The sequence below is a fragment of the Arthrospira sp. PCC 9901 genome, from assembly GCF_059013425.1.
This window is the reverse complement of record NZ_CP102296.1, coordinates 3,421,867-3,437,174: the sequence shown is the minus strand read 5'-3', so window position 1 is coordinate 3,437,174 and position 15,308 is coordinate 3,421,867. Positions and strand designations below refer to the sequence as shown.

Annotated in this window: 9 protein-coding genes and 1 tRNA gene; 7 read left to right on the top strand and 3 right to left on the bottom strand. The window is 43.1% G+C overall.

Annotation, left to right across the window (positions count from 1 at the left end):
• Positions 1-92 precede the first annotated feature (92 nt).
• From NLZ44_RS14995 to NLZ44_RS14985, 3 genes are all read left to right on the top strand, one after another.
• On the top strand, positions 93-1,856 hold the full coding sequence (locus tag NLZ44_RS14995; RefSeq protein WP_493750309.1) for an alpha-amylase family glycosyl hydrolase: 1,764 nt from the start codon (positions 93-95) through the stop codon (positions 1,854-1,856).
• Positions 1,857-1,967: 111 nt separating this feature from the next.
• Positions 1,968-4,037: a cation:proton antiporter gene (locus NLZ44_RS14990; protein ID WP_493750308.1), complete on the top strand. Its 2,070-nt coding sequence runs from the start codon at positions 1,968-1,970 to the stop codon at positions 4,035-4,037.
• A 58-nt stretch (positions 4,038-4,095) separates the two neighbouring features.
• Positions 4,096-4,167: transfer RNA gene (locus NLZ44_RS14985), tRNA-Gly, on the top strand.
• 96 nt (positions 4,168-4,263) lie between these two features.
• Here NLZ44_RS14985 and NLZ44_RS14980 read toward each other — a convergent pair.
• The gene (locus tag NLZ44_RS14980) at positions 4,264-5,745 is read right to left on the bottom strand and encodes a BCD family MFS transporter (protein WP_493750307.1); all 1,482 of its coding nucleotides are present in this window, start codon (positions 5,743-5,745) and stop codon (positions 4,264-4,266) included.
• Between the two features lie 197 nt (positions 5,746-5,942).
• Here NLZ44_RS14980 and NLZ44_RS14975 point away from each other — a divergent pair, with 197 nt between their 5' ends.
• Both NLZ44_RS14975 and NLZ44_RS14970 read left to right on the top strand, forming a co-directional pair.
• Positions 5,943-6,542: an alpha/beta fold hydrolase gene (locus tag NLZ44_RS14975; RefSeq protein WP_493750306.1), complete on the top strand. Its 600-nt coding sequence runs from the start codon at positions 5,943-5,945 to the stop codon at positions 6,540-6,542.
• Between the two features lie 110 nt (positions 6,543-6,652).
• On the top strand, positions 6,653-7,213 hold the full coding sequence (locus tag NLZ44_RS14970; RefSeq protein ID WP_493750305.1) for a cyclic nucleotide-binding domain-containing protein: 561 nt from the start codon (positions 6,653-6,655) through the stop codon (positions 7,211-7,213).
• A 117-nt stretch (positions 7,214-7,330) separates the two neighbouring features.
• Here the strand turns inward: NLZ44_RS14970 and gloB are convergent, their stop codons facing one another.
• Entirely contained in the window at positions 7,331-8,101 is a 771-nt protein-coding gene (gene gloB, locus NLZ44_RS14965; protein ID WP_493750304.1) for a hydroxyacylglutathione hydrolase, read from the bottom strand.
• A 398-nt stretch (positions 8,102-8,499) separates the two neighbouring features.
• Entirely contained in the window at positions 8,500-11,151 is a 2,652-nt protein-coding gene (mutS, locus tag NLZ44_RS14960; RefSeq protein WP_493750303.1) for a DNA mismatch repair protein MutS, read from the bottom strand.
• A 451-nt stretch (positions 11,152-11,602) separates the two neighbouring features.
• Here mutS and NLZ44_RS14955 point away from each other — a divergent pair, with 451 nt between their 5' ends.
• A complete protein-coding gene (locus NLZ44_RS14955) occupies positions 11,603-12,397 on the top strand; it encodes a DUF928 domain-containing protein (protein WP_493750302.1) in 795 nt (264 codons plus the stop codon).
• A gap of 38 nt (positions 12,398-12,435) precedes the next feature.
• Entirely contained in the window at positions 12,436-14,391 is a 1,956-nt protein-coding gene (locus tag NLZ44_RS14950) for a CHASE2 domain-containing protein (RefSeq protein ID WP_493750301.1), read from the top strand.
• Positions 14,392-15,308 lie beyond the last annotated feature (917 nt).

Genomic DNA, 15,308 nt, shown 5'->3' with positions numbered 1-15,308 from the left:
CAGTTAATAGTGATAATAATCTACTGTTAACACCGTGGCTAACCGAGAAGGGAATTAATCTACCAAATCCAATCCACAACAGAGGAAACAAGATGAAAACCACGCGATCAAATTATAGTGATTATCAATATTTTTGTATGCGCCTCCAGCCTTTACTAGAAATAGCTTACGAACCCGCCACAATTCGGAGTATTTTAGACCGTCTATTTGCGGTAATTGGCGAAAATTTATATATTCCCACTGGCTATGAAAACCCCAACAAATGGACAGAAAACAACGTGACATTAATCACCTATGGGGATAGTATTTACAGCCGATATACTGACAAAAAACCCCTAGAAGTTTTGGCAAAATTTTTAGGAAAAAACCTGAAAGATACTATCACAGGGGTGCATATTTTACCTTTTTTCCCCTATACCTCCGATGATGGATTTGCGGTCAGTGACTATTTAAGCGTGAATCATCAACTAGGAGACTGGGAGGATATCAAAACCATTGCTAATCAATTTAACTTAATGGTAGATGTAGTGCTTAATCATGTTTCCAGTAAGCACGAGTGGTTCCAGCAATTCCAAGCTGGTAAAAAACCAGGCTGTGATTATTTTATAGTGGTTGAACCGGAAACAGACCTATCAGAAGTTGTCAGACCCCGCAACAGTCCGGTATTAGTCAAAGTAGAGACTGTCCATGGAGAAAAGCACGTTTGGGCGACTTTTAGCGAAGATCAGATTGATGTTAATTTTGCCAATCCTGATGTCTTAATTGAGTTTTTAAAAATCATCAGATTTTATATAGTCAGCGCCAAAGCCAGATATATTCGCCTAGATGCAGTTGGTTTTCTGTGGAAAGAAATCGGCACATCTTGCATTCATTTACCCCAAACCCATGCGATTATTAAACTACTGCGGGAACTGGTAAATATGATAGATCCAGAAGTGGCTTTAATTACGGAAACCAATGTACCAAACCGGGAAAATCTCAGCTATTTTGGCAATAGAAATGAGGCACACATGATTTATAACTTCAGCTTGCCGCCACTGTTGTTAAATGGGATGCTTCAGGGCAAATCAGACCATCTCAGAACCTGGATGATGAGTATGCCACCGGCACCCCTAGGCTGTGCTTATTTTAATTTTACGGCTTCCCATGATGGCATTGGTTTACGTCCCGCCGAGGGTTTACTTTCCGATGAGGAATATCAAAGCCTGTTGACGACTATGGAGAAATTTGGCGGAAAAATTAGCATGAGGAAAAAGCCAGATGGTAGCGAGAGTCCCTATGAAATTAATATTTCCTTATTTGATGCGATGAAAGGCACAGTTAAGGGAGAGGATACATGGCAAATTCAGCGATTCCTGTGTTCCCAAACTCTGATGATGTCTTTAGAGGGGATTCCGGCATTTTATATTCATAGTTTATTGGCTACTCCCAATGATTATGAAAGGTTACAACAGACGGGAATGAATCGGTCAATCAATCGCTATAAGTGGCAGATTGAGGATTTACAAAAGGATTTAGAGGACCCCCATTCTCCTCGATCGCTTGTATTCCGTGAAATGTGTCGGCGCATTAAAATCCGTCGCCAACAGGGTGCTTTTCATCCTAACGCTACTCAATACACCCTACAATTAAAGCGATCGCTATTTGGGTTTTGGCGACAAAGTATGACCAGAGACCAAAGCATTTTCTGTATCTTTAATTTGACCGATAAACCCCAACAACTGAATTTAAGAGATGTCAACCTGATCTGTATCGATCCTTGGTTAGATTTAATCAGTGGGGAGATGATTACCGACATTTACTCTAAATACATATTACAACCCTATCAAGCGGTGTGGATTACTAACAAATTCTAGCAGAGGTTGATGATAGTTGGCGATCGCTCACAATTTTGAGAGTTAATGGTGCAATCTGTGATAACCTAACAAAACCCGCCTAAAACCCGCCTAACTTACTTAACAGTTGATATGGAACAATTTCTAAACCTGATTCCAGAGAGTCCCATAGTCCCATTTACAATTCTGATCCTAGTCAGTTTAACCATTCCTCCCATTTTCGAGCGTCTTCGACTCCCCGGTTTGGTAGGTTTATTATTTGCGGGAGTAGTATTAGGACCCAACGGAATGCAAGTTTTGTCTCCTGACTCCGAAATCATGAAATTGCTTTCGGATATCGGCAAAATTTACCTGATGTTTGTCGCGGGTTTAGAAATTGACCTAGAAGAGTTTAGACGCAAACGAAATAGATCCCTATCTTTTGGTTTGATGACCTTTGCTTTTCCATTAACAGTAGGAACTGTAATTGGTTTATCAGTTGGCTATAGTCTAAACACATCAATTTTGATGGGGTCTTTACTAGCTTCTCATACCTTATTAGGTTATCCTATTGTAGCACGATTAGGAGTGGTTGCCAATGAAGCGGTAGTCGTCACTATTGGAGCCACAATTTTTACTGATATTGCCGCTTTATTGGTTCTGGCTATTTGTATTTCCATTCATGGGGGAGATTTTTCGGCGACTTCCATAATTGTACAATTAGCAGCTTTAGGGATTTATGCTGCTATAGTTCTGTTTGGTTTAGATTGGGCTGGAAAAGAATATTTTAAACGTACAGGGAATGAAGAAAGTAATCAGTTTTTGTTTGTAATGCTGGCAGTTTTTTTGGTCTCCGTCGGCTCACAAATTATCAATGTTGATCAAATTGTCGGTGCATTTTTAGCAGGTTTGGCGGTTAATGATGTTATCGGTCATAGTCCGGTAGAGGAAAAAGTGGAGTTTGTAGGTAGTACCCTATTTATTCCGTTTTTCTTTGTGGGGATGGGATTACTCATTGATGTTCCGGCTTTTATTGAAAGTTTAACAACTGGTATTGGCTTAACTTTAGCTATTGTTTTGGGCTTACTAGGTAGTAAGTTAATGGCGGCTACTGGGATGAAATTACTGTTTCGTTATAACTGGAACGAAACGATGACTATGTGGGCTTTATCTGTTCCCCAGGTGGCTGCTACCCTCGCCGCCGCCTTAGCCGCTGAACGGGTAGGATTGATATCTGAGCAAGTATTTAATACGGTGATTGTGCTAATGTTGGTAACTTCAGTTTTCGGGCCAATATTAACTGCTCGTTTTGGGAGTCGATTATCTATCCCTAAACCTGATTTACAAGCACCAAAAGAGGCTTGGATACCTGAGAAACATTCGGAAATAGGCTTAGAAAATCCCTGGAATAAATTTACAGTTATTGTGGCTGTATCTAACCCTATGTCGGTGCGGTATTTAGTGGAAATGGCGGGTTTATTGGCGCGTCACGAGTCGGGTTTAGTGGTTCCCATCACAATTACCCAAGCTCATGTACAAATGGATGAACCTCAGTTAGATGTTACGTTGCGTCAGAGCGATCGCCTTTTGGAAAAAGCCGCAGAAGTGGCTCAGGAGTTTGGTGTAAAAACTGAAACGAGACTCCGCATTGATGATGATATTGCTGAAGGAATTAGCCGCACCGCTAGGGAATTTGACGCTAGTTTAATTGTGATTGGTTGGAATTCTAACACTAGCTTACGAGCCAGACTTTTGGGGAACTTAATTGATAATGTATTTTGGTCTTCCCATTGTCCGGTGGCTGTATTAAAGCTATTGGAAGCACCTATTGACATTCATCGGATTTTGGTTCCGGTTAAAAATATTACCCCCCAGGCGATTAGAACTATTCGGTTTGCTCAACTGTTTGCTGATAGTAACCAAGCTGAGGTAATGTTATTGCAAGTTTGCGATCGCCGCACTTCTAGGGAACAGGTGAATGAGTTGGAGTCGGAATTATCCACAATTCTAGCATCAGGACCCCAGGTAAAATCTGATATTCAGGTCTTAGTCCATGACAATGTATCTGATGCGCTTCTGAAAGCCTCTCAGTCCTTCGATTTGGTGGTATTGCGATCGATGCGTCGTCGCACCGCTGGGGGTCTGGCTGTAAGTGATGTCACCACGGAAATGATTAAGAGTTTGACCTGTTCCTTTATCCTATTTGGTGAACCACACTCTTGATTTTTGGCGAGGAACCTGCTATAATGACTCTCAGGTTAGAGATTAATAGCTAACCATTGCGGACGTAATTCAGTGGTAGAATGTTAGCTTCCCAAGCTAAACGTCGTGGGTTCGAGTCCCATCGTCCGCTTATTTTTGAGCAACGATTCGCCCTTGATGAGTAGAGACGATTAAGGTATTGGTATTTACCAGCCTCAACTCTCTACCAACATCAAAAACTGACTGATTAATCTAATTCGCTTTCGAGAATTGTAGAAATCGCTTTTTTAGTGCTATCCTGAAACTCTCGAACATTGACACGGCTTAATAAACTAATGGCGCAAATCATCCCTACAGCCTGAGTTGCAAATACAGTCCCATAAGCCAAAACGGGAACCTCAAATATGAACCGACCTAAGTCTAGGAATGCTCCCCCCAATACGGTGGCTAAACCCCGCGCCATAGCCTGAGCCAGTCCCCAAGCGCCGATAAAAGTTCCAGCAGTTTCTGCGGCCGTCAGGTCTAGCATTAAACTAATAGCGCCAGCAGTTAAGATACCAGAAAACAAGCCAAAAAACAACAGTGAACCCTTGAGCATTTCGGGGTTAGTGGTAAATCCCGCCATAATAAACAATACTAAGGCGATCGCTACCCCCACACAACCTAAACGGACGGTATTTTTCTTACCAATACGCGGGACAACTAAAAATCCGGTAGAGCCAATTCCCACCAAAGTTCCGACCCCAAAAAAAGCATTTAATCGCGCGGTTTCAGAAATTGACATCCCAAAGACTTCACCCCCATAAGGTTCTAGTACAGCATCCTGCATAAATAGGCTAATGCTCATAATTAACAGGAAAGTAAAAAACAAACCTGTTTGGCGGTTAGCGGTGAGGATATGTAAAGCACGACCTAGGGTAATTTGGTCTTCTCTGTCTGCTACAGTAGAGCGATCGCTATATCGAGAAAAGCGCTTTTCTACCCCCCAGGTCGCCACCATACACAGAATAAATACCATCGTCGGCACCATGATAAATAGGGGGTTAATGGCTGCTTGTAGGGTGGATATATCAACCATACTCCCAGGGGTGGGTAGGTTAGCAGAAACCGGGTCAATCTCGCCAACTTCCGGCTGATTGAGAATTTTAGAACTAATAATAGCTCCGACTACAATTCCCACCATCAACATAGACCAGACAATGCTGATCAGTTTAGATCGGTCATCTTCATCAGATACATCAAATAACAAAGCAGCAAAGGGGGTAGAACTGGCGCTGAGAGCTAAACCATACAAAGCAAACACTACCGCTAATAATGCCGCCCAAACATAGCTTATCCCTGTCATACCATAATTTTGAATACTGGTTCCCAATTGCCATGTCACCTGCATAGCCAGGAAAGAAGTAGTGGTAAACAGAGCCGCACCTATCCACACATAAACGCTGCGATGTAGACCCCAGATCGGTTTTCCGTCGGAGAGTTGACCAAACCACACTCGGCTAGGGGAGACGAACTGGTGCATAGCGATCGCACCCGCCGCCATGAGAGCTGGAACCCTTAGTTCATCAATCATTACTCGATTAATGACTCCCAGGGTCAGCAAGGACATAATCCCCAGTCCCATTTGAAATAGACCCAATCGAAACATCGTCACCATACCCACTTTCGGTTTTGGTGGCTTATTTGTTGCTGTCGAGGGTGTTGACTCAGGTAAACTGTCGATTGCCATAGCACCTATAGGAAATTGATACCAAATTAACTCTTCATTCCTAGCCTAGCAAAATGTTGTGATTTAGACTGAATAGTTTTCTACCCTTACTTGGGGACTAACTAGATTCACCTAGGGGAGACTGTTCAGGAGTCTATGGGATATGATAAGACTATGATCAGACTGGAGAAACTGTCAAGAGTAAATTCTGTGAAATTATGAAATCCCCTATTATATCTCAATCAATTCAGATTAAAAATAAAAATATTCACTATTTAGAAGCAGGTCAGCCTGATGCTCCTTCGGTCTTATTATTACATGGGGCTAGTTTTCGCGCTAAAACCTGGGAAGAAATCGGCACCATCAAACAATTGACTAATCAAAATTATCGAGTGGTGGCTGTGGATCTTCCCGGCTATGGAACCTCGGAAACTATCTCTGATGAACCTGTACAATTTTTGGTCAAGCTAACTGACAATTTACAATTACATAACACGGTCATTGTTTCTCCTTCTATGAGTGGTCGATATAGTTTACCCTTTCTAATTCAACATCATGAGTCAGTACGAGGCTTTGTGGCTGTGGCTCCGGTGGGGATTTTAAAAATGGCTGAAAAACTTGAGGGTATTCAAATACCGACTTTGGCTATTTGGGGAAGTAATGACCAAATTGTGCCGCCTAGTCAGGCTGATATCTTAATTCAAACTATGCCGAATTGTCACAAAGCGATCCTAAAAAATGCTGGTCATGCTTGTTATATGAAAGCGCCGAATAAGTTTCATGAAAATTTAATTCAATTTCTGAAGTCTCTCAAATAGCTGTCCAATCTAGCTGTTCAATATCTGATGCTTGCTAATTTTTGCCATCAATCATTATCCTTTGATTATATTGTTCTCACAACCTCTAATCCACCAGTTGTTAAAGTAAGATGGATGAAAAATCTAAAAAGGCGCTATTTCTCCTGGGTGGACTAGATGAAGATGACCTGCGGTGGGTAGCTTACCAAGGTAGGTTACAGACTTTGGAACAAGGAGAAATACTGATTCATGAAGGAACACCTATCAACGCACTCTATATTATTTTAAGCGGAACACTTAGGGTATATATTCATTCTAATAATAACCATGATCGTGACCTGGCTTATCTATCACAAGGGGAATTAGTAGGCGAAATTTCTTTTTTGGATAACCGCGCTCCGGTCGCTACTGTTGAAGCTGTGGAAACTACGGAATTATTGGCAATTCCTCGCTATCAACTAAATAGCAAACTCCGCAGTAGTTCTAAATTCTCAGCTAGATTTTATCAGGGGATTTGTTTGTGTTTAGCTAACCGTATGCGCGGGACGGTTCGACAATTGGGTTATCAGTCTTCTGAACCTGAACAAGATATCCTATTTGGTTGCGAATTTACCCAAAATATGCAAGATTTTATGATAGTAGCAGAGGCTAAACTAAACTGGTTAATTCACAAGATACACCAGATGCGTTGATGGCTTAATCTTCCCGAAAAATTGGCGGTTATTTGATATCTGTAGATGGTGGAAGATCACCCCATCTACAGATTATCTGCTGATTTACTTAGTGCTACTCACACCACTAGACCACTGCTAAAACTGGTCTTTCATTCCCCTGATCCGAGCAAAGGTCTGGATATCATCTTTACCTTTGACGGCTAACTGTAATGCGGGTTCATCCCAACGTAGAAAGGGATTAGTTGCCTTTTCTACACCTATTAATGAGGGGATAGTGGGTTGGTTTTGACTGCGAGCTATGGTGACTTTTTCCAAGCGATCGCGTAAGTTGATATTATCACCATCTACTGTTAGCGCAAATTTCAGGTTGTTTAAGGTGTATTCATGAGCGCACCAGATCCGTGTATCATCGGGTAGCGATCGCAATTTAGACAGAGAACTAACCATCTGGCTAGGGGTTCCTTCAAATAAGCGACCACACCCCCCCGCAAATAAAGTATCACCGCAGAATAATTCCCCCCCTTCCTTATCGGTAGCCGGAAAATAGTACGCAATATGACCGCGAGTATGACCGGGAACAAAGAATACATCGGCTTGACGACCGCCAAATTCTACGCGATCGCCTTCTTTTAAAAATACTTGCTGTCCGGGAATGCGATCGCGATCTTCTGCGCCTCCATATACTGTTAAATTGGGAAAATGCTTCCTCAATTCACGATTTCCTCCCACATGATCCGCGTGGTGGTGAGTATTAAAAATTGCTATCAGTTCCGCACCCAGTTCCGACAATTTTGCTAGTACCGGGTCCGCTTCTGCTGGATCAACTACCGCCGCCTGATTCTGTTCGGGGTCATGCAGCAGAAATATGTAGTTATCTGATAAAGCTGGTAGTCTATAAACGTCCATTAATTTTGCTCTCACAACTCAGGGAACACTTTGATCTCAAATATATTCTGACACTATCAAAACCCTTAGAACAACACCAACTATAATTAAGCTATCCTAATCGTTTCGCCAAAATAGTTTTGTTTTTTAAAAGTATGTTAAGATTTAATACAATTTAATTGCTAATTACTCTCAAATACTTGACGAGATCATGGGGGTTTTGCTATCCTCAAAGAAATGGCACCCAAGCGGTTACTGTGTCAACACGCAAAAAAAGAGGCTACAACCCCCATTATATCGCCCAATTTTAAATTCTCCGGCGACAATTTAAAATTCACGATGCACGAGTTTTTGAGGAATTGGGGACGGCCCCCAATCGACCTATTGACAAAATAGCCGTTATATGTATATAGCCATAATTACTCCTGGTCATCCTCAAAAATATTTAACTGTTGAATATTGGTAGTATTAGCAGGGGGTTTTTGAATACCCTTTCGCAAACCCATAGCAATTTTGCTGTGTTTTTCAATTTGTCGCATGACCTGTTTAGCGCGTTTAATGACGACATCAGGCAACCCCGCCAAGCGTCCGGCTTCGATACCGTAGGACTTATCAGCGCCGCCGGGTTGAACTTGATGCAAAAAGATAATTTTATCTGGCAATTCTTTGACAGTGACCTGATAATTGGCGACATTATCAAGAATGGAAGCCAGTTCATTTAACTCATGGTAATGAGTGGCAAAAATAGTCCTAGCCTTAATAGTAGTAGCGAGATATTCGGCGACTGACCAGGCTATAGACAACCCATCAAAAGTGGCAGTTCCCCTACCAATTTCATCTAATAAAACCAATGATTTGGGAGTAGCATGGTTAAGGATATTAGCAGTTTCATTCATTTCTACCATAAAGGTAGATTGACCTGTAGCCAAGTCATCCACCGCGCCTACTCGCGTAAAAATGCGATCGCAAATGCTAAGTTTAGCAGAAGTAGCCGGAACAAAACTGCCGATTTGTGCCATTAATTGAATCAAGCCAATTTGTCGGAGATAACAGCTTTTTCCACTAGCATTAGGACCTGTTAAAATAATCAAATCTGGATGAGAAGGCGGCGAAATGTCCGCCGTCGGTAGGTTCACCTCTGGGCTCCCCAACTGGGAAGTATTTGGCACAAAAAAGCCAGCAGGTAGAGATTTTTCGACTACAGGATGCCTACCTTCTATAATTCTAAGTTCCCGTCCGCCGACTATTTCCGGGCGACAATAACCCTGATAAACAGCAATTTCAGCTAATCCACATAATACATCAATAGCGGCGATCGCCCGCGAAATTTCCCTAATTAAATCCGTGTGTTCTCCCACTTCGTCCCGCAGGCGAGCAAAGATTTCATATTCAAGCTGATTAAGGTCTTCCTTAGCGGTTAAAATTCGCGCCTCTCTTTCTTTCAACTCTGGGGTGATGTAACGTTCCTCATTGGTGAGAGTTTGTTTACGGATATAATCATCAGGAGCCTGATCAGACTTAGAGCGAGTAATGCTAATATAGTAGCCAAAAGTCTTGTTAAAACCCACTTTGAGGGTAGGAATTCCGGTGCGTTCCCGTTCCTGAATTTCCAAATTAGCAATCCATTGTTGGTCTTCAGCCGCCCCAGCCTGCATTTGATCCAATTGCGGATCAACCCCCGGTTTAATTAATCCCCCTTCCTTTAAATAAAGAGGAGGAGACTCGACTAGATAACTATTAATTTTTCGTGCCAGTTCTTCTAACAAAGGAGGCACATTTTGTAAAGCCTTCAAATAGGGAGATTTTGCGGACTTAGCCAAGGCTGCGAGTTGTGGTAATTTCGATAAAGAATCAGCCAAACCGACCAAATCTTTAGCGTTAGCGGTACCATTAGCCGCCCTCCCTGTCAACCTTTCCAAGTCATAAATTTTCCGTAAGAGTTGCTGAAGGTCTTGTCGCAATTCGGCATTATTAATTAATTCTTGAATCGTATCATAACGGGAACATATCCCCTTAATACTCAGCAAAGGTTGCAGCAACCAACGACGTAAAGCACGAGCCCCCATAGCGGTAGAAGTTTTATCTATTGCCCATAATAGAGACCCCGGCAAACTGCCATCACGAATAGTTTTGGTAATTTCCAAATTGCGGCGAGTTTGATAATCTAAAATCAGATAATCACTAAGAGTATAACTATGTAACTGTTGTAAAGGCACGGCATTTTGTTTCTGGGTTTCCTCCAGATATTCCAAAAGTCCCCCGGCGGCTCTGACTCCTAGGGGCAAATTATCGCAACCAATACCTTCAAGCGATCGCAATTTAAACTGTTCTAAAATTCGCGACCTAGCTTCCCCCAAAGTAAAAGGGATTTGGGAGCGCAAAGAATAGCAAAAATCCGCAGGCAAACAATCAGGTAAACTCTCACTTTTATGTCCTGGTCGTAACATTTTACCTAAATCAGGCGCATGAGTAGGGAACAATATTTCCGAAGGTTGTAACCGCATCAATTCCTGAGTCAAATGTTCCAAATTCTGAGATTGAGTAGCCAAAAACTCTCCCGTTGACACATCAGCATAAGCCAGACCCCAGTGGTCTCCAGCTATGACCACCGCCGCCAAAAAATTATTCTGGCGACCTGGCAGCATTTGGTCATCAGTCAAAGTTCCGGGAGTCAAAATGCGGGTAATTTCTCGCTTAACCTGTCGTCGTTCTTTAGCAGCGATCGCCGCATCTTCCACCTGATCACAAATCACCACCGGATAGCCCTTTTCCAGCAACATATTGCTATAGCGGTAAACGTGCTCAAAAGGCACGCCAGTCATGGGGACCCGACCAATTTCCTTTCCTGCCGATTTAGTAGTTTGAACCAACTCCAATTCCTGAGAAATTGTGATGGCATCCTGAAAAAAACACTCAAAGAAATCCCCCACCCGAAAAAACAGTAAAGCATGGGGATATTGGTCTTTAACCTCAATGTATCGCTGCATCATCTCCGACAGTTGAGAGCGATCCAATTGTCGGTAGTCCGCATTATTAGGTAAAGATTCCGATCCACTAGGGGAAAAATTCATAAGCGATTTAAGGAACTCTTAACATCGGAACTAGCAACACACATATTATCATCAATAACAACGTAGTAGGGGCGGCATCTAGCAATCATCTCTATGGAAGTCCAGACTCTTTATAACCCGCCCCTACAAGACTATAGCGGGTCAGCAGCTTAGGCGGAAGGAGAGTCCTCTCTGTTTAGAGCCGGGTGCTGAAAGTATCTATAATCAAGGTTAACTACCGAGACTATAGCCCTAACCAGAGCTAAGGCTACCATCGAGGTAAATATTACCATTGATGATGTTGACCGCCCCCAACTGCCCCCAAATGCCAGCCTAGAGCAACAAATTTTAACCTAACTCCCTGGCTAATTACTGTTAATGGGACTTAAATAATGCTACCATTAGACTAAAGGCTATCAACTCAGGGGCTGCCAATTCAGTTAAAATCTTTTCGTCTCATAGGAGACCGCAAATGACTCAGCAATTTTTAAAACCATTCGTCAGCATTTCCCTGATCCTATCGGTAGGATTAGTTTTACATAATACCTCACCGAGTCAGGCTCAGACAGCCAGACGAAATCAAAATCGCCCGCCAACTCACGTTAGTATGGCGTTTGAGCCACCCCCTGGTCAGGGGATGCCCACCCGTACCGCGGCCGGAGGCTCTCGAGGTAGCTGCCCAGATGTGCAACAGTTAAGCAAAACTCTCACCGCCCTAGTTCCGAATTTAATCCAACCCCAGGAAATCGGACCTGATATGAGAGGATTAACTGTAGAGGCGAAACCGACATTATTCTTTTACCTACCAGCGTTAGTTGGCAGTGAAGTAGCTTTTAGTCTAAAAGACGAAGATGGTTTAGATATTTATCAAACCAGCTTGCCAATTCCCCAAAAGCCTGGTATTGTGAGTATTAGAATCCCAGACGATGCCCCATCTCTCGAGGCGGGTAAAAACTATCGCTGGTCTTTCGGGATTGTCTGTGAAACCTCCAATGCTGGTAACATTCCAGAAGTGGTTTTTGTTTCCGGGGAAATCCAACGCATTCAACCGGATACGGATTTAAGTCAAAAATTGGCGGAAGCAAAACCCTTGGAACAAGCGGCTATCTATGCTCAGTATGGAATTTGGTTCGAGAGTTTGGCAACTTTAGCAACTCTACGACAACAGCAACCTGAAGACTTCACCCTAGCTAGTCACTGGCGAGAACTGTTGAATTCAGTAGGGTTGGAAAATATCGCCGATGAGCCATTTGTGGAGTGGAACTAAAGCTAAATCCTGATGTAAAGGTTCGGGAAATTTGATCCATGAAGTGTGAAGCTATGGTCAAGAAAAGGAGTTTTTTGCGACTTCCGACTTCACACTTCCGTTTTCGTGCTTTAAATTTTCGACAATTTTCCGGCTTGCTAATTCCGCCCATTGTCACAGCCCTGGTAATTGCGATTCAATGGGCTGGAGTCTTGCAGTTGTTTGAATGGGCGGCTTTTGATCAGTTTATGCGCCTGCGTCCCTTAGAACCACTAGACCCGCGCATTGTGGTGGTAACTGTAGATGAACCAGATATTAGGAATGTGGGACAATGGCCGATTCCTGATGCGGTTTTGGCGGACTTAGTGACGATTATTGACCAACAGCAACCTGTAGCCATTGGTTTGGATATTTACCGGGATTTACCTGTACAACCCGGCCATGAACAGTTACTAGAAGTTTATCAAACTGTCCCTAATTTAATTGGGGTGGAAAAGGTGGTGAGTGATGGTAGTACGGCAACTATTGCGCCTCCCCCACAATTGAAAGAGAAAGGTCGGGTCGGTTCGATTGATTTAGTGCTTGATGCTGATGGTCGCGTTAGACGGGGTTTGTTATCGGTACAACCAGAAGAAAATCAAACGGTTTTAAGTTTAGGGGCGAAACTAGCGTTAATGTATTTGTACCAACATGGCATTACCCCCACGGTTACAGAGACGGGAAATGTTCAATTGGGAGAAGGGCTATTTATCCGCTTTTCTGGTAATGATGGGGGCTATGTTAGGGCTGATGATGGGGGGTATCAGGTATTGTTGAATTATCGTGGCCCCCAAGAGAATTTTCAGACGATTTCTATGACGGATGTACTGGAAGGACGATCAAACCCTGATCTGTTTAGCGATCGCATTGTGTTAATTGGCCCTATTGCCCACAGCCTGAATGACCTATTTTTCACCCCCTACAGCGGCACTCTCATGAGTATGGGCGATCGCATGGCGGGAGTAGTGATTCATGCTAATGTTACCAGCCAAATTATCAGCGCCGCCCTGGACGGTCGCCCTCAATTTCAGGTCTGGTCTTATGGTATGGAGTTGTTTTGGATTCTGATTTGGTCTGGTATCGGTACCGCCCTAGGTTGGACTTACCGATTAGGTTGGGGGGCTTTACTTAGTTTAGTGGTTGGCGGCGGGAGTTTGACCCTGATCGCCTATATTGCTTTTCTGGAAGGCTGGTGGATACCCCTAGTCCCACCAATTCTGGCTTTTACTACTTCGGGAATTGCGATCGCTGGTTATATTGCCAATTGGGAACACCAAGAACGTCAGATGGTTATGACTCTGTTTGGTCGCCATGTTACCCCTCAAATTGCCGAGATGATTTGGCAAAGTCGAGATGAATTAATTGCCCGGGGTCAACTGACTGGACAAAAAATGGTTGCTACAGTCTTATTTGCTGATTTAAAAGGGTTTAGTACCATCGCCGAAACTATGGCGGCTGATGCTTTGATGTGTTGGTTAAATGAGTACATGAATGGCATGGCTGATCTGGTTTTAGACCATAAGGGAATTGTGGATAAGTTTATTGGGGATGCGGTGATGGCTGTGTTTGGGGTTCCTATTCCCCGCACTACTTCCGAAGAAATTTCCCAAGATGCGATCGCTGCAGTTTCCTGTGCCGTAGCTATGGGCGAAAAACTCAAACTATTAAACAGTCAATGGCAATTAGAAGGTAAGCCTACGGTTTCTATGCGCGTAGGAATTGCCACCGGAGAGGTAGTTACAGGGAGTTTAGGTAGTTCCCAAAGAATGGACTATACAACTCTCGGAGATAGTGTCAATATTGCCGCCCGCCTAGAAAGTTATGATAAGTCTTTTGGCGATGGAGTTTGCCGGATTTTAATTAATCAACACACCCATGAGGAAGTTAGCCATCAATTTATAACTGAATATATCGGTAGCATTCACCTTAAAGGTCGCACTCAACCGATTAATGTTTATCAAATTAACAGTCCTTAGTCCATATTAATCTGTCAACTGTCCTAGGTAGTTATGAATAGCCACAGCTTTTGATGAATCTCCTCCCCCCCAGATATAATTTACCGAGGAGACAGCCGCCCACATTATCCCCCCTCCCACAGGGGACAAGATAGGGAGCAAGAATTTAATCCAAGATTTGCTTGACATCTTAGGACAATAAGGTACAATACCCAAAAAGATTCGCAACTCAATAATGAGTATACGGTCAAACCCCAGACCATGCCAAATTTCCCTGACGACATACTCATCAAGTCGGATTCTTCATGGTAAAATCCAATCATGGTGCGAGACGTTTAGGAGTCAAATAAGGCTGCAATGCCTGAAATAACCTCCTAGTGGGACTTTCACCCCTTGGTGAAATATAAGGGACTCGTACCCTGACCATCCCATAACTGTTTATATGTCCCAACGTTTGGTATAGAAATATACAAAACAAGGCAGGGAACTCAAGGTCAAAACGCCCAACTGGAAATATTAATGATTCCTTAACAATTGCGTTGAGAGTAACGGCGATAGCCACCCCCAGTTTTGGGAATCATAACCCCAGGATTGAAGCGGGGAACGGAAGGCGTGAAGTAGAACCTACTACCAAATGCGACCACTGCCAACCATCCATGATTAGGGAAACCGAATGTCCGGCTTGAACCATCGTAATGATTTAGCAGCGAAACAGGTTGATACGCTGCGTTCAAAAGAGCAAGGGGAAAAGTAGGGTAATCATGACATCACCTACACAGACTTTTAAAAGTACCCCGGTGGAGAGGACAAATCTAAAGATGGAATGCCCGTATAAACGGAACGTTTAAACCCCTTTTAGGCTCTCAAGTGGCAGGATGTACCTGCGGAGTAGTGAAAGTGTAAGCGTATACCTTTAAGGGGAAAGGATGTGACTGAAA